19 protein-coding genes and 1 pseudogene are annotated in these 23,579 nt (G+C 49.3%); all 20 read left to right on the top strand.

Annotated features, from left to right (window positions below; all coding sequences use genetic code 11):
* Positions 1-869 precede the first annotated feature (869 nt).
* Positions 870-1,364, top strand: coding sequence for a type VI secretion system contractile sheath small subunit (tssB, locus tag M979_RS09545; RefSeq protein ID WP_034458328.1), 495 nt, complete (start codon positions 870-872; stop codon positions 1,362-1,364).
* Between the two features lie 29 nt (positions 1,365-1,393).
* On the top strand, positions 1,394-2,947 hold the full coding sequence (gene tssC, locus M979_RS09540; RefSeq protein ID WP_034458326.1) for a type VI secretion system contractile sheath large subunit: 1,554 nt from the start codon (positions 1,394-1,396) through the stop codon (positions 2,945-2,947).
* Positions 2,948-2,958: 11 nt separating this feature from the next.
* Entirely contained in the window at positions 2,959-4,308 is a 1,350-nt protein-coding gene (gene tssK / locus M979_RS09535) for a type VI secretion system baseplate subunit TssK (RefSeq protein WP_064554698.1), read from the top strand.
* On the top strand, positions 4,305-4,988 hold the full coding sequence (tssL, locus tag M979_RS09530) for a type VI secretion system protein TssL, short form (protein ID WP_064554696.1): 684 nt from the start codon (positions 4,305-4,307) through the stop codon (positions 4,986-4,988). The genes tssK and tssL overlap by 4 nt, the downstream gene beginning before the upstream one ends.
* A complete protein-coding gene (locus M979_RS09525; RefSeq protein ID WP_064554694.1) occupies positions 4,988-6,634 on the top strand; it encodes an OmpA family protein in 1,647 nt (548 codons plus the stop codon). Before tssL ends, M979_RS09525 begins: the two co-directional genes overlap by 1 nt.
* 31 nt (positions 6,635-6,665) lie before the next feature.
* Positions 6,666-7,157: a type VI secretion system effector Hcp gene (gene hcp, locus M979_RS09520; protein WP_034458320.1), complete on the top strand. Its 492-nt coding sequence runs from the start codon at positions 6,666-6,668 to the stop codon at positions 7,155-7,157.
* Between the two features lie 173 nt (positions 7,158-7,330).
* Complete coding sequence (tssH, locus tag M979_RS09515) at positions 7,331-10,000, top strand: type VI secretion system ATPase TssH (protein WP_064554693.1); 2,670 nt, start codon at positions 7,331-7,333, stop codon at positions 9,998-10,000.
* On the top strand, positions 9,997-12,354 hold the full coding sequence (locus M979_RS09510; protein WP_064554691.1) for a type VI secretion system Vgr family protein: 2,358 nt from the start codon (positions 9,997-9,999) through the stop codon (positions 12,352-12,354). The genes tssH and M979_RS09510 overlap by 4 nt, the downstream gene beginning before the upstream one ends.
* A gap of 15 nt (positions 12,355-12,369) precedes the next feature.
* Positions 12,370-14,622, top strand: coding sequence for a glycoside hydrolase family 24 protein (locus M979_RS09505; protein ID WP_064554689.1), 2,253 nt, complete (start codon positions 12,370-12,372; stop codon positions 14,620-14,622).
* Positions 14,619-15,062, top strand: coding sequence for a hypothetical protein (locus M979_RS09500; protein ID WP_034458312.1), 444 nt, complete (start codon positions 14,619-14,621; stop codon positions 15,060-15,062). Before M979_RS09505 ends, M979_RS09500 begins: the two co-directional genes overlap by 4 nt.
* Positions 15,063-15,087: 25 nt before the next feature.
* A complete protein-coding gene (locus M979_RS09495; protein WP_064554687.1) occupies positions 15,088-15,654 on the top strand; it encodes a hypothetical protein in 567 nt (188 codons plus the stop codon).
* A gap of 213 nt (positions 15,655-15,867) precedes the next feature.
* Positions 15,868-15,972, top strand: a pseudogene (locus M979_RS23785) (hypothetical protein); the annotation flags it as partial.
* Between the two features lie 375 nt (positions 15,973-16,347).
* On the top strand, positions 16,348-17,931 hold the full coding sequence (locus M979_RS09490) for a VgrG-related protein (RefSeq protein WP_157093224.1): 1,584 nt from the start codon (positions 16,348-16,350) through the stop codon (positions 17,929-17,931).
* A gap of 2 nt (positions 17,932-17,933) precedes the next feature.
* Positions 17,934-18,338 (top strand): hypothetical protein, encoded by a 405-nt coding sequence (locus M979_RS09485; RefSeq protein ID WP_064554683.1) that lies wholly within the window; start codon positions 17,934-17,936, stop codon positions 18,336-18,338.
* Between the two features lie 215 nt (positions 18,339-18,553).
* Positions 18,554-19,018: a glucosaminidase domain-containing protein gene (locus M979_RS23925; protein WP_083963909.1), complete on the top strand. Its 465-nt coding sequence runs from the start codon at positions 18,554-18,556 to the stop codon at positions 19,016-19,018.
* Entirely contained in the window at positions 19,015-19,569 is a 555-nt protein-coding gene (locus M979_RS09480) for a hypothetical protein (protein WP_064554681.1), read from the top strand. The genes M979_RS23925 and M979_RS09480 overlap by 4 nt, the downstream gene beginning before the upstream one ends.
* Before the next feature lie 851 nt (positions 19,570-20,420).
* Complete coding sequence (locus M979_RS09475; RefSeq protein ID WP_064554679.1) at positions 20,421-21,173, top strand: hypothetical protein; 753 nt, start codon at positions 20,421-20,423, stop codon at positions 21,171-21,173.
* A gap of 25 nt (positions 21,174-21,198) precedes the next feature.
* Positions 21,199-21,612, top strand: coding sequence for a hypothetical protein (locus M979_RS09470; RefSeq protein WP_064554677.1), 414 nt, complete (start codon positions 21,199-21,201; stop codon positions 21,610-21,612).
* A gap of 473 nt (positions 21,613-22,085) precedes the next feature.
* On the top strand, positions 22,086-22,349 hold the full coding sequence (locus M979_RS09465; RefSeq protein ID WP_034460026.1) for a PAAR domain-containing protein: 264 nt from the start codon (positions 22,086-22,088) through the stop codon (positions 22,347-22,349).
* A 2-nt stretch (positions 22,350-22,351) separates the two neighbouring features.
* Positions 22,352-23,557 carry a hypothetical protein gene (locus tag M979_RS09460; protein ID WP_064554675.1) on the top strand — a complete coding sequence of 402 codons (1,206 nt, stop codon included), beginning with the start codon at positions 22,352-22,354 and terminating at the stop codon, positions 23,555-23,557.
* The last annotated feature ends 22 nt before the right edge of the window (positions 23,558-23,579 follow it).

The raw sequence follows: 23,579 nt of genomic DNA, 5'->3' as shown, positions 1-23,579 counted from the left end.
GCCCGTACGGGGAGTGGACTGCACCCCAAAAGTTGGACACCCAACTGAGTAAGGTGCATTTTTTATGGCAACGCCAAACTATTCTCTCGGACCAGAATATAACCGTTTCGAAAGCCCCTGGCTTCTTGCCGCCGGCTTGACTTCTGCCTCTGTGCGCCCCAGCGTGAGCGGTGATTTGGCTTGTCGTGATCTGTATGACGCAACGATAGCATCTACAATACAGTACTGGAACGAGACACCCTGTCCGGAGTGACGTCGGGTGGATTATGTATCGTGAAATTATTGTGCCCACGAAGCACTGATGTGAACAGTAAGCACCTCTTTTATTTCAGATATGGAGGCGTGATGGTTGCGCTGCAATAGGCATCAAGACGCCTATAGTCTGTTCTGACGTTATTTTGTATTTAAGATGTATTTGGAAATAATAGTGATGAAATAATCCAGAAAGTAATGTGCTCTAAATTAAAATGGTGATTTTCAATAATATGGTTCGGGTCGGGATTGAAAATAATTATATAAATAAAAAATATGAATTTGAGTGGATACATTTGCGTCATGAATTAACTAGATAATTTGAATTGATTTTAACTATTATTTAGTGGTTGTATAAATGCTGTTTAAATAGAATCATAACGTAAAATTTTTGTTTTTTGATTTTTGTCAAACAAATAATACACTTCCGTGTTGTTTTTTATGTTCGTGTTAAAACGTGTGAGTGAAAATTCCGAAAAAACACTTTTTAATTTTTGACTGTTCATTTGTTTATTTTTCAATGATAACTTATCTGAAAATATCTTCCCGTTTTATATATATGACGTGAGCAAAATAGGCTCATCTTATTCTTTTTCTCTTCAAAAGGACCTAACGAAATGTCTAATTCTTTCCAGAATGAGATTCCAAAAGCACGCGTTAATATCAAACTAGACGTACATACCGGGGGCGCTCAAAAGAAAGTTGAGCTGCCATTGAAGTTGGTGGTGATGGGGGATTACAGCAACGGTAAAGAAAATCGTCCGCTGTCTGAACGTGAGAAGATCAACATCAACAAGAATAATTTCAATAGCGTTCTTGCCGAATTCTCGCCGTCCCTGAATCTTACCGTTGAAAATACCCTCGCCGCTGACGGCTCCGAAGAAAACGTCACACTCAACTTTAACGAGATGAAAGACTTCGAACCGGAGCAGGTGGCCCGCCAAATCCCTCAACTGCGCGCCATGTTGGCGATGCGCAATCTGCTGCGCGACCTTAAATCCAACCTGCTCGATAACGTAACCTTCCGTAAAGAGCTCGAAAGCATCCTGAAAGATCCGACTCTCAGCGATGAACTGCGCGACGAACTGAATGCCCTGGCGCCGAAGGCGTAATTCCTCTTTTAACGGATTAATGCGAGATAATGCTTATGTCAGTCAACAACGAAACTGCTACTTCAGCGACCGGCCAGACCACAGTTCTTGAACGCCCGGACGCTGGCGGCGTATATGCTTCTTTGTTTGAAAAAATTAACCTGAAGCCGGTTGCTGCACTGGGCGACCTGAACGATTTCCAGGACACCGCCGCCCTCGCCGATGTCACCGCCGACCAGCGTGTCACCGCTGCGGTCCAGGTGTTCCTTGAGCGCCTGAAGCAGTCCGGCCAGACCGTTGAACGTCTGGACAAAACGCTGCTTGACCACCACATTGCGGAACTGGATCACCAGATCAGCCGCCAGCTTGATGCCGTGATGCATAACGAAGCCTTCCAGCAGGTGGAATCTGCCTGGCGTGGCCTGAAGCACCTGGTGGACCGCACCGATTTCCGTCAGAACGTGAAAATCGAAGTGCTGGACGTGTCTAAAGACGCCCTGCGCCAGGACTTTGAAGACTCCCCGGAAATCATCCAGACCGGCCTGTACTACCACACCTACATCGCGGAATACGACACACCGGGCGGCGAGCCGATTGGTTCGGTGATTTCCAACTACGAGTTCGATGCGTCATCCCAGGACGTAGCGCTGCTGCGCAACATTTCTAAAGTGTCTGCGGCGGCTCATATGCCGTTTATCGGCTCCGTCGGCCCAAAATTCTTCCTGAAAGACTCCATGGAAGACGTGGCAGCGATCAAAGACATTGGCAACTACTTTGACCGTGCCGAATACATCAAATGGAAATCTTTCCGCGATACCGATGACTCCCGTTATATCGGCCTGACCATGCCGCGTGTGCTGGGTCGTCTGCCGTATGGCCCGGATACCGTTCCGGTACGCAGCTTCAATTATGTTGAAGAAGTGAAAGGCCCGGATCACGAGAAATACCTGTGGACGAATGCTTCGTTTGCGTTTGCCGCCAACATGGTGAAAAGCTTCATCAACAACGGCTGGTGCGTACAAATTCGTGGCCCACAAGCGGGCGGTGCGGTGCAGGATCTGCCCATCCATCTGTATGACCTCGGTACCGGCAACCAGGTGAAAATCCCGAGTGAAGTGATGATCCCGGAAACCCGCGAATTTGAATTCGCCAACCTCGGTTTCATCCCGTTGTCGTACTACAAAAACCGCGATTACTCATGCTTCTTCTCGGCAAACTCCGCGCAGAAACCGGCCCTGTACGACACCGCCGATGCGACCGCCAACAGCCGTATCAACGCACGCCTGCCGTACATCTTTCTGCTGTCGCGAATTGCGCACTACCTGAAACTGATTCAGCGCGAAAACATCGGCACCACCAAAGACCGTCGTCTGCTCGAACTTGAGCTGAACACCTGGATCCGCACTTTGGTCACCGAAATGACCGATCCGGGCGATGATCTGCAAGCTTCTCACCCGCTGCGCGACGCGAAAGTGACTGTGGAAGACATCGAAGACAACCCTGGCTTCTTCCGCGTGAAACTGTATGCCATCCCGCACTTCCAGGTGGAAGGCATGGACGTGAATCTGTCTCTTGTTTCGCAGATGCCGAAGGCGAAGGCTTAAGCGGAGAGAAGATGAAAATTTTCCGTCCGTTATGGAACGAGGGGGCGTTGCTGTCCCCTCAGCAGTTCCAGCAGCAGTCTGACTGGGAATCTTTCCGCAGCGCCGGGGTATCTGCCCTCGCATCCCCATTCCCTTGGGGTGTGGAAAACGCGGAGTTCGATGACAACCTGCTGTCATCCGGTCTGATCCAGGTGCGTCAACTGCGCTTGTGGCTGCCTGATGGCACTCTGGTGGATACGCTCAACAGCGATCAGCCGCCAGAGCCCCGTGAACTTGACGTCGCACAACGCGCCGGACAGGACGCGGTGACCGTTGTGCTGGCCCTGCCGCTGATGCAGTCCGGTATGGTTAATGTGCAACAGGAAAATACGGTGGCCGACAGGCCACTTCGCTATCGTGAAGAGTGGGTCACGGTCCCGGATGCTTTTGGCTCTGAAGAAGAGTCAATGGCGGTGGCACATCACAACGTGTCGGTGCGTTTCGGGCATGAAAGTAATGAATCCTGGCAGATCTGCCCGGTCACCCGTCTGGTACGGGACGGGCAGGGAGGATGGCGTCAGGATCCGGCATTCATCCCGCCGCTGGCACTCTTCTCCGCGAGCCCGGTCCTGCGTGAGCGCCTGGTGTTACTCAACCGTCAGTTACGCTCTCGCCGTCAACGTCTGATGTCGATGCGCCGGGAAAGTAATGAGCGTCTGGCCGATTTTGCCGTGGCGGATGTTTCTCTGTTCTGGCTGCTTAACGCCCTGAACTCCCACGCCCGGGTTCTGACCGAATATGAGCGTTTCCCGGCACGCCATCCGGAGCAGGTCTGGGCTGAACTAGCGCGACTGGCGGGCAGCATGCTGACCTTTTCACTGGATCACGATCTGGACGCTATCCCGGGCTACGATCACGCCGATCCGGCAAAAGCGTTCCCGCCATTGTTTGAGCTGATCACCGGCTTACTGGAAGCGAGCCTGCCTTCCCGCGTTATCGCCCTCAACATGTCGCGCCCGGATGCACAAACCTGGAAAGCCTCCCTGCACGATATTCGCCTGCGTGAGGAAGCGGATCTGTATCTGTCCGTACGTTCAGATGTTCCGGCCTGGCAGATCGCCGAACGTTTTCCGGCACTGTGCAAAGCCGGCTCACCGGATGAGGTGAGTGAAATTTACAGCGTGGCGCTGACAGGGATCCCGCTGATTGCGGTCAGCCGCGTTCCGGCCGCCTTGCCGGTGCGTCTGGAGAACCAGTACTTTGCCCTGGATATGGAAAGTACTGCCGCCCGCGACATGCTGGAACAGGGCGTTTGTATGTTCTACGTGCCGTCATTACTGGGGGCACTGGAGCTTGAACTATTTGCGGTGATGCGTTCATGAGACAGGACATCGATATCGATCAGCTGCTGGCGGAAACCTGGCTTACGGTGACGCTGCTGCGTCACGGTGCCACCACGCCGGACGGGAAAGCTCTTTACGCGAAATGCTGCCATCAGGTGGAAAGCGCGCGTGAGGCGCTGGAAAGGGCAGGCTACGACGAAGCCAGTATCGAACACATCTCGTATGCCCAGTGTGCGCTGCTGGATGAGACGGTGTTAAGCCGAAAACCCACACAGGACGGGGACACAGTGGTGCCGGATGAAGGCCAACTGGCCTGGCGGGCTGCGCCATTACAGGCCCGTTATTTTGGTTCTCTGCATGCGGGTGAGGCTATCTGGGATCGGATTGCGGAAGTGCTCTGTCAACCTGCCCCGATTAACGCCGTTCTGGTGTGCTATCACCGGGTGTTGTCCTTGGGCTTCCAGGGATTATACGGCGTGAAGTCCGTCAGTCAGACGCAACGTGATGAGGCACTTCAGGCGCTCAACGAACGGGTTGCACCTCCGGACAGCGGCTTGTCTCTGGTGGTACGCCGGACTGGGATTCGTCGCTACAACCTGTTCCGCTCGGTGTGGTTCTGGATAGCCTTTGCGGTGGTGGTAACAGGGCTTGCCTGGTGGGGCGGCCATCAGTGGCTACAGGCGCTGCTGTCTGCACAGTTGCCGGAGTGGCGACGTTAATGCGTAAATCAGCCATTTTGTCCGGGGTGTTACACGTCTTTATGGGGGCGGCAGCGTTACTGTGGCTGCTGTGGTCTTTCCTGCCGGTTGCGGTCGGACTGAAGGCCGCCGGCACACTGCTGCTTGTTCTTCTGACGGGCTGGCTGATGTGGCGCGTCTGCCGCCGTCGAGCGGATGTGCTCAGCGGTATGTCCGTTGCGGCGTTACCTGAGCTGGACAGCCAGGGGCCGATCGTCCTGGTCTGCGGTGACGGTCTGGATACGCTGTTTCCTGAGCAGCCTTTGCGCAAAACCGCACAGGGTTGCTGGCTGCGCGTCGGTGATGTGGCAGCCCTCGCTGATGTCATCCGGGCTATTCAGACGCAATATCCCCGTCAGGTCGGGCAGTTGTCGGTCATGTATCACTGTCTGCCTGATGGTCATCAGGACGAGGCGGTGCTGCGGGCAACCGTGAAAGCGCTGCGCCAGCAGATCAACCAGATGCGTGAGCTCACCGGGGTTCCTCTGCCAGTGGTGATCAGCGTCCGCTGCTCAGGTCCTGACACACCGAGGACGATTGTTCGCGGCGTCAGGGCAGTTGTCTGCCCGGAAGATGAAAGTGTTCTGCCCCTTCAGGAGTGGCAGCAGGCTGCGGGCAATATCACCCTGCTGCCTGTGCTGAGCCAGGCTTTCGCCTTTGTTCGTGAAACGCTGCTGGATGAACTGGAGAAAACGGACAAGTTTTCCCCAGCAGTCCATCCGTTTGCGGTGCTGCTGCGCAGCGGTGCCTCGGTGAGTGCCGTGGATTCACTGTGGTCCGGGTGGCTGTATAAGCGCACCTGTCTGCAGTTCCCTCAGGAGCCCGCCCGTGCGGAACACGCAGGCCGCTTTGCCGATCATCTGCTCACGTTGTTATCGCCGTTTTCGGTGCCGGTGCAGGGGGGGCGACACACGCGTCGCCTTCTCTGGTTGCTGTTGCTGTGCACGCTGGCGGCAATCGGGTTCTCTGTCGGCAATAACCGCCATCTTATCGGGCAGGTGGGTACCGATTTGCAGCGCTGGAATGCAATCCCGATGGATTACTATGTCCCCAAAGCCCAGTCTCTGGCGGTCCTGAAGCAGGACGCACTGTTGCTTGAGCGCTGGCAGCGTCAGGGCGAACCGCTGCGCTATGGTCTGGGGTTATATCCGGGCCAGCGTCTGTGGCTGGCTCTGCAACAGGCGATTGATACTTATATCCCCCCTCCGCCCCCCCCTCCACCAGCGGCCGCACCGAAAACCGTGCGTCTGGACAGCCTGTCGCTGTTCGACACCGGCAAATACGTGCTCAAACCGGGCTCGCTGAAAATGCTGGTCAGTGCGCTGGTCGACATTAAAGCCAAACCGGGCTGGTTGATTGTGGTGGCCGGGCATACCGACATCACCGGAGACGCACAGGCTAATCAGCAACTGTCCCTCAAACGGGCCGAAGCGTTGCGCGACTGGATGTTATCCACCAGTGACGTATCTCCAACCTGTTTTGCAGTACAGGGTTATGGCGCGACGCGCCCGATAGCCAGTAACGATACCCCCGAAGACCGGGCGTTAAACCGCCGGGTCGAAATCAGTCTGGTGCCACAGGCCAATGCCTGTCAGGCAGCAGCACATCAACCTTCATCGAATGAGTGATGAAGTTAACTTAGAAATGGAGAACTAAACCATGGCAATTCCTGTTTACCTGTGGCTGAAAGACGACGGCGGCGCGGACATCAAAGGCTCCGTAGATGTTAAAGACCGTGAAGGCAGCATCGAAGTTGTGGCGCAGGAGCATAACCTGTACATCCCGACCGATAACAACACCGGCAAGCTGACCGGTACTCGTATCCACACGCCGTTCCTGTTCACCAAGGAAATCGACTCTTCCAGCCCGTACCTTTACAAAGCGGTGACCACCGGTCAGACCCTGAAATCCGCTGAGTTCAAATGGTACCGCATCAACGATGCAGGCCAGGAAGTGGAGTACTTCAACACTAAACTGGAAAACGTAAAACTGGTCAAAGTCGCGCCGAAAATGCACGACATCAAAGATCCTGCGATGGAAAAACACAACCATCTGGAAATGATTGAACTGCGTTACGAAAAAATCACCTGGACTTACAAAGACGGCAACATCATTCATTCCGACTCCTGGAACGAACGTACTACCGCATAAGACCGACCCCACAGCAGACGGGCAAGCGTCTGCTGTTTTGTTTTCTGAGCTGCCTGGTGCCAGGCGGTTGAGCAAACAAAAATCTGCCCTGAACACCGACCTGATGCGCCTGAGTTTCCTGATAAAGGAAAAGGCGACGGGCGGTAGCATACCCCCACTGAGGAGCACACCGCATGGAACACCAGTCAGCCGTATTACTTCGTCGCCTTAATCCGTACTGCGCAAAAGCGCTGGAAGCGGCGGCCACGCTGTGCCAAACCCGTGCGCATGCCGAAATCACCATTGAGCACTGGCTGCTGAAACTCCTGGAGCTGGGCGAAGGCGACATTACCGTGCTGGCGCGACGCTACGAGTGGGACATGGACGGCCTGTGGCAGAGCCTGCTGGCGCACCTCGATGCCCTGCCGCGCTCGGTGACCACCCGCCCGCAACTGGCGGCGGACCTTGAAGCGCTGATGAAAGGCGCGTGGCTCGCGGCCTCATTGCAGGACGACAACCAGACCATCCGCAGTGTGCATCTGCAGGAAGCCCTTATCAGCAAACCGAATTTACTGCGCTGCGAAGGCCTGTGGCCGCTGTTTTCCCTGAGTGAAACCCAGATTAATCGCTTGAAACCACTGCTGGATGCGCAGTCGGATGAGCGCCCGGAGCTGCAACAGCAGGAAAGCCTGAACCGCGAACCGTTAGTGCTTGCGGACTCAAATGCCCCTCTTAAACCTGACAGCCACGCGGTTTCCGGCAACACCCTAAGCGAAGCCCTGCAGGCGGCGCTGGACAAATTCACCCTCGATGTCACCGCCAAAGCGAAAGAAGGCAAAATCGACCCGGTGTTTGGTCGCGACAATGAAATCCGCCAGATGGTGGATATCCTCTCCCGTCGTCGCAAAAACAACCCGATTCTGGTCGGTGAGCCGGGCGTGGGTAAAACCGCGCTGGTCGAAGGCTTGGCTCTGCGCATTGCCGAAGGCAACGTGCCGGACAGCCTGAAAACCGTCAGCCTGCGCACCCTTGACCTCGGCCTGTTGCAGGCGGGTGCGGGCGTGAAAGGCGAGTTTGAACAGCGCCTGAAAAACGTGATTGACGCGGTGCAGAATTCCCCGACGCCGGTGCTGCTGTTTATCGATGAAGCGCACACCATCATCGGCGCAGGCAACCAGGCTGGCGGTGCGGATGCGGCCAACCTACTGAAACCGGCGTTGGCCCGTGGCGAACTGCGTACCATCGCCGCCACCACCTGGTCTGAATACAAACAGTACTTTGAGCGTGACGCCGCCCTTGAGCGCCGCTTCCAGATAGTCAAAGTGGACGAGCCGGACGACGAAATGGCCTGCCTGATGTTGCGCGGCCTGAAATCCCGTTACGCGCAGCACCACGGCGTGCATATTACAGACGAAGCGGTGAAAGCGGCGGTCAGTCTGTCGCGCCGCTACATCACCGGCCGCCAGTTGCCGGACAAAGCGGTCGACCTGCTGGACACCGCTTCCGCCCGCGTGCGCATGAGCCTCGACACCCTGCCGGAAGACCTGACGCGCCTGAAAGCGCAGCTCAGCGCGCTGGAGATGGAAGAGCAGGCGCTGCTGGAAGATATCGCCCTGGGCAACACAACCCACGGCGGGCGCCTGGAGCAGATTGGTCATCAGGATGCAGACCTGCGCGCACAACTCAGCGCACTGGAAACCCTCTATGAGCAGGAAAAAGCGCTGACGCAGCAACTGCTGGAAACCCGTCAGAACATCAGCCGCCAGGAAGACATCCACACGCTGCAACAGCAACTGAGCGACCTGCAGGGCACCGCGCCACTGCTTTCCCTTGACGTGGATGTGCGCACCGTTGCCAACGTGATTGCCGACTGGACCGGCGTGCCGCTGGCGAGCCTGCTCAAGGATGAACAGACCGACCTGCTGATGCTGGAAAACCACCTTGCCACCCGTGTGGTTGGTCAGGACCACGCGCTGGTTGATATGGCACAGCGCCTACGGGCGGCGAAAACCGGCCTGACGCCGGAGAACGGCCCGCTGGGCGTGTTCCTGCTGGTTGGCCCGAGTGGCGTGGGTAAGACAGAAACCGCGCTGGCGCTCGCCGACAGCCTGTTCGGCGGCGAGAAATCGCTCATCACCATCAACCTCAGTGAATATCAGGAAGCGCATACCGTAAGCCAACTCAAAGGTTCCCCTCCGGGCTACGTCGGTTATGGCCAGGGCGGTATCCTCACCGAAGCGGTGCGCAAACGCCCATACAGCGTAGTGCTGCTCGATGAAGTGGAAAAAGCGCACCGCGACGTCATCAACCTGTTCTACCAGGTGTTTGACCGTGGCTTTATGCGCGACGGCGAAGGGCGCGAAATCGACTTTCGCAACACCGTCATTCTGATGACCGCCAACATCGGCTCCGACCACATCATGCAAATGCTGGATGAACAGCCGGAAGCGACTGATGGCGATTTACACGAGCTGCTGCGCCCGATCCTGCGCGACCACTTCCAGCCTGCACTTCTGGCGCGTTTCCAGACGCTGATTTACCGCCCGCTGAACGCTGTGGCGTTAAGAACCATCGTCGAAATGAAACTCGCCCAGGTGGCAAAGCGCCTGAAGCGCCACTACGGCCTGCAAACCCGAATCGACGAAAGCCTGTACGACACGCTGGTTGCCGCCTGCCTGCTGCCGGACACCGGCGCACGCAACATCGACAGCCTGCTCAATCAACAGATCCTGCCGGTCCTCAGCCAGCAACTGCTACAGCGCAAAGCCGGGCAGCAGAGGACGCACAGCCTGGCACTGGGCTGGGATGAAGACGAGGGGATTGTGCTGGAGTTTGACCGTGAGCATGAAGGAGACGGAGCATGAGTGATTCCATCATAAGCAATATGGCCAGCCAGGTGAGTCAGTTACTGGGACAGTCCCGCTACCGGGTGGATGTGCATAACTGCCCGTGCTTTCTGGATGTGCTGAGCTTCCGGGCCGAAGAATTCCTGAGCAAACCCTGGCAGTATGACATTCAGCTGACCTGCGCCACGCGGGGTATTGCCTGCGATGCCCTGCTGCGTAAGCCGGGTGCCTTTACGTATCAGACTCCGATGTTCACCGGCGCCCCGGCGACGCCTGTGCGCACGGTTTATGGCGTGGTGCAGTCTTTTCGCCAGCTGTCCACCTCAGCGGATGAGACCCGTTACGCCCTGACGCTGGTCCCGCGAATTGCACTGCTGCAGCATACCCGTAACAACGATATTTTTCTTAACCAGTCCGTGACTGAAGTCGTGGAGCAGGTGCTGCGTAAGCACGGTCTGGAAGGTCCGGACTTCGAATTCCGTCTCTCGCGGGAATATCCGGTGCGCGAGCTCATCACCCAGTGGCGGGAAACTGACCTTGAATTTGTCCAGCGTCTGCTGGCTGAAGTGGGCATCTTCTGGCGCTTTGAGATGGACAGTCGCCTTGAGCAGGATGTGGTGATATTTCAGGATTCGCAGGAGAAGTACCAGTTCGGTGTCACGCTGCCGTCCCGCAATCAGGCAGGTATGAGTGACAGCGGTCAGGAGAGCGTGTGGGATATTGGCACGGCGTATCAGGTCGTGAGTGGTAGTGTCTCCACCCGGGATTACAACTACCGCGACGCGCTGACGCCGCAGGACAGCACCGGGAGTATCAGCAGCCCGGAGGACATTACAGAGGGTGAGGTGTATCACTACGCTGAGCCTTTCCTGTCAGAAGGCACCCCGGACAGCGTGGAAACCGGCGCGTTTTATGCCCATCTGCGCCATGAGCGTATCCTGAACGATCAGCTCACCGTCAGCGGTCATTCGAGTAGCCCGTTGCTGACGCCCGGCCAGGTACTGGAAACCGATGGCACACTGCCTGACAGCCTGAAGGACGGTATTGTCATCACGCATATCATCAGCAGCGGTTCGCGCAAAAACAGCTTCCAGCTGGCCTTTGACGGTATTCCCTACAGTGAATCCGTCTGCTACCGCCCGGCACTTATCTATCGCCCGGTAATCTCCGGCACCCTGCCTGCTCGTGTGGAAAGTACCCAAAAGGGCGACACCTACGCCTGGCTGGATGAGCAGGGCCGCTACCGGGTGAAATTGGACTTCGATCGCAATAGCCCGGAACAGGGTTATGCCTACTTATGGCTGCGCATGGCGAAACCATATGCCGGTGACACCTATGGCTGGCATGCGCCTTTGCTTGACGGGACGGAAGTCTCGGTAATGTTCGACAGCGGCGATCCGGATCGCCCGTACATCGCCTATGCGCAGCATGATTCCGCTCACCCGGACCACGTCACCCGCGACAACCACACGCGCAATATCTGGCGCTCTCCGGCAAATAATAAACTCAGGATGGAGGATTTGCGGGGTAAGGAGCACATTAAGCTCGCTACCGAGTTTGGGAAAACCCAGTTGAACATTGGCCACCTGGTGGACGCGCAGCGTGAGCAACGCGGCAGTGGGTTTGAACTGCGTACCGACGAATTTGGGGCGATTCGTGCGGCTAAGGGGATTTTCCTGACGGCGGATGAACAATCAAAAGCCCAGGGCCAGGTACTGGAGATGAGCCCGGCGGTTAACCAGATAAATCAGGCCAACAATGAGATGCAGGCGCTGAACAGTGCTGCAGAAGCCGCCGGGGCGCTGGTCTCGGACATTCAGACTCAGATGGGGCTGATTACCGGCCAGCTCGAAAACCTGCAGGCCGCCGTGGTGCTGGCTACCGCCCCTCAGGGCGTGGTACTCACCTCCGGCGAACACCTGCAACTGGCCAGTAAGTTGAACACCATGGTGAACGCTGGCCAGCATCTGGATATGGGGGCAATGAAAAACCTTACCCTCACGGCGGAAAAAGCGCTGGGGCTGTTTGTGCATAAAGAGGGTGCAAAACTGGTGGCCAACCAGGGCGATGTGGAAATCCAGGCACAGCACAACACCATGGCCCTGTTTGCGAAGCAGCAGGTCACCATTACCAGCAGCGATGATGAAATCATCATCAGCACCCCGAAAGTCCTGACCCTGAATGGCGGCGGTTCGTACCTGAAACTGAGTCAGAGCGGGGTTGAGCATGGTTCGAACGGGGATTACATCGTGAAGGCGGCGAACTATCTTGTGCCGGGCGTGGGGGCTGACATGCCTGTTGATGCTCCAAATTTTAACATAACTGATATTTCTGAAAATAATCTGGTTATCAGTAAATCCTTTAACGACTGACAGGGAGTGTGAATCGTGTCTGTGTTACCCAAAATTGTTTGGCCGGTCCCCTCCAACAATCGGGGAAGTGAGTTCAATAATCAGGAAGAGATCCTCTCCCATATAGCGGGTGAATCTTCCGGGCAATATACTATCGGTCGGAGTGGTATGTGGCATGGCGGAATTCATATTACACATGCCACAACTCCATGGTGTGCCCTTAGTGGTAAGGCTCCCCTTGAGGCAGTTGATTTCCCGGTCGCCTACAAAGGCGAACAGGCTGTGCGTTGTATGGCTGATGGTGAAGTGGTTGCCTATCGTGTCTGTAAGGATTATCTGCCGCTAGAGTGGGAATCCGGTCCGCTGAGTTTTTCAGGCTCATTCGTTCTGGTGAAACACTATATCCAGCCGGGTGAGAAAGAAACCAGTGGGTTACATTTCTATACCCTGTACATGCACCTGGCCCCATATTCTGCTTACACCGTCAATCCGGCAGAAACAAAGTGGACTCTTCAGGACTCACTTTCAGCCTATGATCCAGAGTGGGTAATGTCTGCCAGCACAAAGAACAAAGATGTCAGCGACAGCTATTCAAAAGGCACGATGCCGAAAGGTGCAATTGTAGAATGGAATAAGTCTGACGGAAGTCTCCATACTGTTGCGTTCAATAACCGCGAGTACGGCCTGGTGACCTTTGTCAGTTTGTCTGAGGATGCGGTGAAAAAAGGCAAGAAAACATCCTTTAAGCCCGGTCAGCGGTACTGGATATTGGTCGATAAGAACAATATATCTCCGGATACTAGCGGTGTTTCTCAGCCTTCCTGGTGGCAAAAACTAATGCCACCAGCGAAAGAGGCAATGAAGTTCGATGAGGTTGTATGCCCGATGCCCTACGCCATTAGCGCCGGTGACCCTGTTGGTCACATGGGGTTTTATCAGGCACCCAAAGATGGTGGGTATGAAGCGCGTTATCAGGTGCATATAGAATGCACGAGCATGGACGACAATCTGGAAAAATTCCTGACCAACCCCGAACAGGTGGGAGAGAAGTATCCGCTCTGGCTGAAGTACGGACCAGGTCTTGCTCTGTATAAAAAAGATGTCGCTACCGGAAAATTCACAAAAGATACCAGAGCGACCACCGTGACCGGGATCCTGCCACTGAGTCAGATGCAAACGGAAACCGATAAGACGACCAAACAGGAATACTGGCAGCTGCGACCAGAAAATGCTTATGCACTCAAAGGGCAGGGTGAGCCACAGCTTTTGTCACAGTATGATCTGACCAAACTGGGTTTCAGAACTGAGACCGCAGATCCCACCAGTTTTGATTATCTGGATGGAAAAAACCAGCCGACTGGATTCTTCCGTAACCTCATAGATTCACTCTACCAGGCAGCTACAGCGGATACGCGAACCAGTCATGCATTGGTAAAGCATAATTACCAACGTTTGATGGATAAAATTGACAGCGGAAGCGACGATTATTCGCCGATGGAGTACTGGAGAGCGCTTCATAACCCTGACTATCGTGACATCATTATGAAAACGATAGTGAAACATCCCAGCGACTGGTATTTCAAAAAAGGTGATGCCATCTGGCAACCGTTCCTTAATGCGCTGAAAAAAGAGGCTCCGGAATGGAAAAAGTATAGTGAGGATTTTCTAGACAAGATGGCATGGATGCAGGATGTTACAACTGAAAAGCTAGGACCTTCGTTATGGCATATGCACCCTGTCAAGTTCTTAGCTTCACTAATGCGGACTGAAGGAAACATTAGGATACTACGCTTGCGTTCATTTATCCGGATGATCCGTATTGGTGAAGGGACCACTCAGGAGGACGGATACAGGACTATGTTTACTGGTGCTAAATTTACAGATTTTAGTAAACACCCTAACATAAGACATGAAGCTAATGGCGTTGTTTCGACTGCTGCTGGAGCTTATCAGTTTTTGTACGGTACATGGAGAAACCTACAACGCCGATATTCATTCACCGATTTTAGTCAGAGCAACCAAGATCTTGGATGTATTGCGTTAATTGCTGGTCGAAAAGCTCTGGATGCAGTAATGCAGGGGAAAATCAGTGAAGCCATACATTTATGCCGTATAGAGTGGGCTAGTTTACCTGGCTCGCCACATGGCCAACCAACTGCAAATAAAAAAATGATCATAAATAAATATGAAGACTACTTAACTGAGGAAAAAAAAGGCACAACAAGTTTACACGCCACTTCTGAAGATATGGTTAAATTTATCGAAGATAACTATCCGGGGTATTTATGAACAGATTTATACTTTTGCTGCTGATACCGACATTTTGCTATGCAAATACTTCTAATATATTCAAATCTTCGTGTGGAGGCGTTCCGTACAGCATCGAATCATTTTGCAGAGTAAATAACCTAAAGGATGATCAAGATAAACTTGATATTCTGGTTTGCAGCAAACAAATACTCTCCATTGGTGACGAAAAACTAGATTTATCAAAATCAACTGGTTTTGTTGAGCGCATGAACCAAAAAGGTGAAAAATTAAAAATGATGAATTTCGTCTTTTACGGTGCTTCATGTAAAAATGACAGGATTATATTATCTGCTTCTGGCGGGTGCAACTCATGTGGTGAGATGTTTAAAACATTTAATCTATCGGGTAAAGAAGTAAAAGAAAAATCCTCCACAGTAGATTTGGAACCTATGCAAGACATTATCCCCAATCTTTATTAACGAGATAAAGGCGAGGGCGTTTTATATGATAAAGATATCGATTTTATTCCTATCCATTTTGACTTTCTGCTCGTTCGCAAATACGAACAGCGATCCACAATTCTCTGATTATCAGACAAAAGTTAGTACTGGCCCATTTGCTAAAAAAATAGTTCTGAACGAAAAGCAAGAAGGATATTCATCCGTCTGGAAAAAATCAGTTCAAGATGAGTTAAATAAGCCCGTTAATTTCGCTGGCCATTACAGACTCTATACAACTTTTGGGGGGAAAGGGAACGAGTGCTTAAGTGATAGCTGGGTATGTGGATGGGTAATTGATAAAATATCAGGAAAAATAATTTCTGAGCTTCCTCGTGATGGTGATGGCAGTAATATTTACGCTGGCACTGGTGACAATGATACTCCCATAGGCCTTCCATTCGAGATTAATGCATATAAAGATAGTACTATGGCGGTGATTACTGGCCAAGCCATACCAGCAAGTAAAAAAACAGATGAAGATCCAATCTGCAAATCAGCTGTATTTAAATTTGACGACACCAAATTCATCAAGCTTACAGAATCCATTGATGGATGCAAAATAGACGAATAACTCCCGAGAAATTAATAACATAAATATACCCATGTGTAGCGCATGGACAGCATTTTCCTATTTCATATCATGGAGAGATCATCAGAAATAATTTTTTCGTACAAATGAAACAGCATTTTTTTCTTAAAAAGCACATTGCTTATTGCTCGTAAAAACTACTATTCCACAAAGAACTATGATCAATTATCTCCTGATAAATAAAGGAGATAACCTATGGACCTGGAAAAATTAATTATGCATATATCCATTATTCCTGATTACAGACAACCATGGAAAATAACACATAAATTGTCAGGTATTCTTCTTCTGACGATTTGTGGCCAAGGAAATATCATGGCAACTATAATTTAAAGTTTTATTTTTGAATTTAGTAATAATTTAACATCAAGCGGTAAATTTTAGTGATGCGCTGGGCTTTAAATGTTGCGAGATGACTATTAAGAAAACAAGTAATGTTTATTAAATCTGCGATAAAGTCGACTGTATAAAAGTTAGAATTTTCATGATCTCACCCTGTTGCAGAATGTTAACTGGCCAAATTTCTTTCAAAAAAACGATTTATTCAACAAAGCCACTATCTGGCTACAGTCTTTGCGGGCTGCGGGATTTTGTAATCTTGCCCTGGGATTGAGCATGGTTCGAACGGGGATTACATCGTGAAGGCGGCGAACTATCTTGTGCCGGGCGTGGGTGGTGTCGGACGGAGATAGTCTGACGCCCGTAACGCCTGTCGCATCAGATACCCAGCCGGCGTTTGGCGAGGTGGTCAAAGCCACTCCCCCGGTTGCCATCAGTGCCGGAGACGGCATCGGGCATATGGGATTTTTCCAGTTACCGGAAGATAACGGCAAGCTCTCGCGTTACCAGGTGCATCTTGAGTGCCTGAGTCCGGGGGATAAGCTGGTGACGTTTCTGACCAACCCGGACAATGTTGACGTTAATGATAAAGCGGCCTATCTAAAGTACGAAAAAGACGCGGCGTTGTTTATGAAAAACGGGCAGGGCCAGATAGTGGCCAGCACGCGCAGGACCCGGAATCAGGGTATCGCGACGCGGTCAAAAGTGGCGACGCTGGGTGCAGATGGCCAGCCGGTAGCGGCAGGTGCAGAGCCTGCGTATTACCAGATAAATGCAGAATTCGGCTGGCTGGCCGCGGCGAGTATCAGGAAGGTGTCGCAGTATGCGCTGGGTGAACTGGGCTTTGTGACCCTGGATAAGACCCCTGAAAGTTTTGACCTGATAGACGGTATTAAACAGCCGAATAATGTGGTGAAAGGCATTCTGGAGCAGATGTATCAAGCGGCCTCGGATGAAACCCGCAGCAGCCATGCGATGAACGAATATAACTATAAACGACTGCTGGAACAGATTGACGCCAATCACGACGGACATTATTCGGAAGGGGAGTACCTGCAGGCGGTTCATAACCGCTCTTACCGTGACCATCTGTATCGCATCATCACAAAACACGGCAGCGAGTGGTACTACGGCAAGGATGACCCGTTGTGGAAGATGTATCTGGATGCATTAACCCAGGATGCACCAGACTGGAAAAAGTACACCGAAGCGTTTATCGACAAAGTCACGTGGATGAAAAAAGTGCCGGATATGGAAGAGAAGCCGTGGCATATGCATCCGCTGGTGTTTTTGGGGGCGCTTACATCAAAGATAGCATCTTGGGTGTTAGGAACTACATCTGAACATTATGAATCAGCAGGGAGAGGGCCCGGTGTCATATCTACGGGACGTGGAGATCATGGTGGTGTATCTTATGGTTGTTATCAATTATCGTCTAATCTAGGTGTGGTTCAGCAATATATAGACAAATCTAAATTTAAAAGTCATTTCCAAGGGCTACAGGCTGGTAGTGAACAGTTTAATAATGTTTGGAGAAATATAGCTAATTCATCAAGGAAAGAGTTTGCTGATGAACAGTTCAATTTCATTAAAGAAACTCACTATGATGTTCAAATTATTTTCTTAGCTAAAAAAGGTATCGTCATAAAGAATAAGCGAGCTGCTATACATGACATGATATGGTCTACATCCGTTCAATATGGTCCTTATAATGATGTTATTTATAAAGCCACTGCAGGTATGTCTTTTGATAGCTCCTCAGATGCTGAAATTATAACTGCGGTACAAGATTATAAGTATAACCATGTCGAAAGTAAGTTCGTTAGCTCACCAAATCTTTGGCCAGGGCTTAAGGCTAGGGCGTTGGACGAAAAAAATAAATTATTGGAACTTGCTCAAACAAACTATGAGGTTGAATAACTATGATTATAAATAAAAAGGTAGCAGTATTTTTTTTGGTTTTCGTGCCATTTCTTTCAGTAGCTAAAAGCATTGATAAATATAGTGACTCATATAGTAAATGTGCTTATGATATAAAAAATCACCCTGTAGCTACGGATTGCATAAGTGCTGAGTTGTTAAAACAAGAATACATGATAAATGAAATTATTTTAAAAAATAAAGATATTACCTCTCCAGAGGATGGGGAGATAATAGATCTCAAGTCTTTTGTTGATAGTCAAAAAAAATCTGTTAATGATAAGTGCTCATTGTGGCGAAAAACAGGAGGGCAGAATGGTATTCTTCTGGAGAATCAGTGTGTATTGGATGAGACCATTTCAATAAAGAACTTTCTAAATAACTTCATCAGTTCTATAGAAGGGTAAAAGCACGTGAACAGAAGGATCCCTTGAGATCCTTTTTATCTGAGCGTAATCTCTTGCTCAGAAACGAAAAAAACCGCCGAGAGGCGGGTTTTTAAGCCAGAACCTTGAGCAGCAACTCTCGGAACTGGGCGGTAACTGGACTTTAGCGGGAACAGTCACCTAATTTGTCCTTTTAGATTTCTCATGTTCCTGCTGCAATAACTGCTGCGTAGGCAATTCTTGAAACTGGATATGGAAAGTCGGTTCCAACTGATTTATACACAAATGAGTATAGTTATAATCTCTTTGGCATTAAAGCCCATGGCAACCCAAATTTCGTTCAAGTGTGGACTCACGAGGTTGAAAATGGCGTAAGAATAAAAATAATAGATAAATTTCAAAAACACACTTTATATGAAGATAGTATTGCCAGGCGACCTGCCTTTTTCGAAAATAACAGAAGATATCATTTTCTTTTTGATTATGATGACCCGTGCGACTGGGCAAAAGGGTTACAACAAGCAGGTTATGCAACTGACCCAACCTATGCAGACAAGCTCATCAGTATAATGAGGACAGCAGATATCCGGAGAGATTATTATCGGTCCTTGACAATAACAGATGGATATCCAAATACACAGGTTAGATTTCTTACTGGCTGGTTAAACAGGGTTGATGATTGCTTAAGGGTTAATGTATGAAGAATTTATTTTTTTTACTATTTTTTGTTGCATTTCATTCAATTGCTAGTTTTTCGGGGCACTGGGTTAATGACAGTAATTCACAGTCATTAACATTGGATTTAATTGAGAAAGGGAATGATGTTTATGGAAGATATTGCTTTATAACAAATAATGGAAATAGAATAGATTGTGCAGAAAGTGGTGATGTAAACATCAAAGGTGTTGTAAAAAACAATGTTGGGATTGTTACTTTTGAAAGTACATTTGGTGGCAGTGGGAAAGCAACACTCTCTATTATAGATGGCATTCTTTCATACGCAATTAATGATTACAGTCCTTTTGTTGAAGCTAATATGTCGGTTCCTAAGGTAATTTCCTTCAAAAAAACAACTGAAGTTCCAGCAAAAATAACAGCAGTGTCGACCGAATGTAAAGATACAGATGTATTAATAGCATCATGTCATTTTTCGGGGGCATCACAGCGAGTAGCAACATTTTGTCTAAATAAGAAAAATAGCGTGATTGAATATACCTTCCAAAAAAACAACTTAATGTTAGTTTTAGCTTAGAAAACAAACTAAAAAGATGGGTTGATTTAGGAACTAACACAACTTATTTTGGTTTTAATAAAGGGGGTTATTCATATGTTCTTATTATTCCGGAAGAAAAACCAAATGTAGTGGCACTTCTTGACATTAAACAAAATGGGATTGATATAAGCACAAATAGATGTGATTCAAATTCATTTGGTGAGAGAAATATCAAAAGCAATAGTATTGAAGATGTGCCTGATGAAATCGTAAGAAGCAATAACTTTAAATTCCCTTAGGCTTATATACGTTAATCCAGTATGTTCTGTCATTTGAAATATGGGATGGGCGGCATGCTTTTATGTAACCAAATGTTCCACAAGACAGATTTGACAGGGGAGATAGATTCTATGCACGTTAAAATATTTTTTGTACATCAATGCTGTTTATGTTTTTTTTTACTCATTCAGTATTTAATGAAAAAGAAAACAGCCAACTAAATAACATTAACAATGCTATATCAGAAAGTGCAGAGAAAAAATCAGCTATATTGCAAATGAATAGCGATTGGCAAAGGTTAATAAAAAGCAAATGTCAGTATGAAATATTTTAATCAAAGGGGACTGATGCGGAATTTTCCACTAACAGTGAGTGCATGATAAAAGAGTGTAAGTCTGAAATAGATTGCTTTAATAATTTACTTCCTTAGTTTTTAGCTAAATTTCTGGGGCTTTGCTAGCGCAGAGGATGTGCTGGCATAAGCGTGAATGGTAAACTATTTCCCGCAGTAGTAACCACTACCTGCTCGCCGATGTGATGCTGATTAAAGAAAAATAGACGCTGCGGAAATCACAATCCTAAATATAATTCGGACAGATGAGTTAGTAGTCATGAACAAAATTAAAATCTTAACCTTTTTTGTTGCCTTACTGGGTTCTTCCATAGCCAGTGCATTTGACAGTTGGTATGTGATTAATAATTATACAGGCGCTATTGGGCGTTATCCGATACATATACCTATTCAGTATTATGATACTGGAGGGGGGGGTAATATAAAAGGTGTTTATTATTATGATAAATACAGAACACCAATCCCACTTTATGGAAGAAAAACATCAGACTCCATAGAGTTATGTGAAATCACAAATGCTAAAGAATATAATGACCATATTAATGAAGGTAAGGAATATGACTCCAGCCTCTGTCCTTTTAAACTGATTGATGGTGAGGATACCCTTCATGGGGTATGGAAGAATGAAAAATCAACACTTGATATCATTCTGAACCGTGCTGAATCATTAACTAATAATACGATCACAATCAGTTCTGATAATTCAATTGAGATCCCATTTTGGGGGCAAACAAAGCTACATAATTTTATTGGGGTTTATGAAAATACTGAACAGGGTGTATCAGTTAACAAAATAAAAGTCATCAATAAAAAGTCGGGGGTGATTGAGCAAACAATAGATCCACAGTTGCATGATTGCAATTTTGGATTTTATATGACTTCAGTTTATCAAAATATAGAAAGCGGAAATGCTCAATCCGATGTATGGCTCAATTGCTATAGCACTGGGAAAGATTACAGTGTTATTTATAAATATAATAAGATAAGCAAATCTTACACGGTAGTGAAATGATTCTGCCATACAGAATGGGGTAGAGATGTTTAAATTAATTTTACTGTTTTTCTTTTTTGTCTCTTGCAATGCATTAGCCGTGCTGGATAAATTCGTGGGGTGTTTTTCATCTGATTCTAAGAAAGTAAATGTGAAGTTTGTAGGTGTTTATGATGATAGTATCCCATTAAGCTATGTTAAATATAAAAACTCACAACAATTTATACCATTGCTTTTCTCTAAAAAAGTTGAGGAGGATGTTGGTGATGGAAGACCTGCCGAGATGACAACAACATGGCTGGAAGTCGTTGATGGAAAACTTAGCGGCCAGTATACAATTCTGTCGCAGGGTGCCCGGTTTTATAGTTTTTCGTACAAAGGAAAAAGTGGGAAAATAATAACCATGAATGAAAATATAGATGCATACAATGATGACCGTACAGATTGCATCTGGAAATAATTGACAAATATAAGAAAATATATCCTGGCTGGTCGAGTCAATAACTCGTTGGTTTTAAGTTAATATGAGTGAAAAATTGATGCGGATTTTTTTATGAAACTGGTGGTGACAGTATGTTTTTGCAGGGTAGTGCTTTATCTGGGGGGAGAGTGAACATAACATGTTATCACTCTATCCCTCCGCTCAAACTGAAAAATCTGACTGTCCTTATCCTTCACCTTAGTTTGAAATAAAAAAGGGAATGCATTCTACATAAAAGAAAGCGTTTTTCCTATATTCAGCCCCAGGAGAATGGTTGCCACTTTGAAAAGAATTATTCTGATATTTTAATGCGATATTTAGTGGTCATCTCAACCCTCGTAAATATCAGAAAAAAATAAAACCTCAGCAAACATGTAATAGATAATTACGCCACTGGAAGTATGTGAAATAACGTTTGAACCACTTCTGGCAAAAAATTCACGGAGGCACACATGCTGCAAATTATTCGCAAGGGCGATAAAACCACACACGGCGGTGCCGTATTAACCTGTTCGGATCAGATGAAATTTGGTGGCATCGGTGTAGCTCGTAAAGGCGATAAAGTGTCCTGCCCGATCCCCGGTCACGGGCCGACCATTATTATTGAGGGGAATCCCAATTATTTAGATAACGGGGTCCCTGTGGCGTTTCATGGACATAGATGCGCATGTGGCTGCAAATTAATCAGCTCATTTGCGGCTGCGATGGTGGGATAACCATGCCTGTATATCTGGATGCCATTCCTGATGTCGCTCCCAAAATTGAGCGCCCTGATACCCGCCGCTGGCTGTATCTCCTGGCTGTCGCCCTTGTCACGGGTAATGTACTCACTTTCTGGCAGTGGACTGGAAACCGGGAGGGATTCACCTTCTGGTTTACGGCGCTGGGCCTGCCGTTTTGCATCTGGGGGCTTGTTTTCAGCTTCCGGCGCTTTGGTTACAAGTGTGACCAGGTTTGGGCTGCATCATGGGATCGCGAACGCATGTTGTTAATTGAGGAAGAAACGGCGCGTGGACAGCGGTCAGCCCGGATACTTGCGTCAGGAGTGAATACCCAGCCAGGAAATGGATCGGCTAAATTACTGAGTGCCGTCAAATCTGCAGCTTCGCAACTGAGTATGCAGGTACCCAGAGCAGGTGGGCTGCCAGTGCGGCATTCCCGATTGCCGGGGTTTAAGGACATGCAACAGCGTCAGGATCTTGACGCTGTACTGAAAAGCATCGCCAGCCAGGTCTCCCCTGTGCTGGAAAGCATCCCTGCAGGAGTCCCTAGCAGGCTGATGGTTGACTGCGATATTGCCGGCATTCCGGATGCACCGGAACAAATTTCACGCGTACTCTCCTCACTCACAGACAGAAGACTTCGTTTATTGAATATCGGGGGATTGGCCGCGCTCGATCTCTGGCTAGATGAGGCCTGGTCGCAACCTACAGTGCTCATTATTCTTAGCGCGGTTGTCCGTGCTGAACCTCTGGAAGATGAGGGAGAAGCCATAGCCTGGTTGCTATTGCTCAACCGTCATCATGCCGCTTTTCCCGATGCGGTTAAACTGCATCGCCCTGAAAAAGGTCATGCAGACACACTTTCTCAGACCCTTAATCGCGCGCTGCTGTGGTGCCGTAAACCCCCTGAGGACATGAAAGCTGCATGGACGACGGGGAAAGATGTTGCGCAGGGAGGGGAGTGGATATCGGCTTGTGAGGCTAACGGGATCACATTCAGCATGACAGAAGATAATCATGACGTGGACCAGACTACGGGTTACACGGGGCAAGCCGCACCGTGGCTTGGGATCGCACTTGCCGCAGCCGCCGCTCAGCACAGTGGCCCACAGGTCGTTGTGGCGCAAACCAGTCCGGATGACATCTGGATTGTGGGTATTACCGCCGACAATAAAACAGGGAAAAATCGGGACTTATCGTGAAAATAAAAACACTCATTGGGGC

The sequence above is a fragment of the Buttiauxella noackiae ATCC 51607 genome (assembly GCF_001654865.1).
Classification (GTDB): domain Bacteria; phylum Pseudomonadota; class Gammaproteobacteria; order Enterobacterales; family Enterobacteriaceae; genus Buttiauxella; species Buttiauxella noackiae.
The sequence above is the reverse complement of the archived record's forward strand: the minus strand, read 5'-3'. Positions and strand labels throughout refer to the sequence as shown.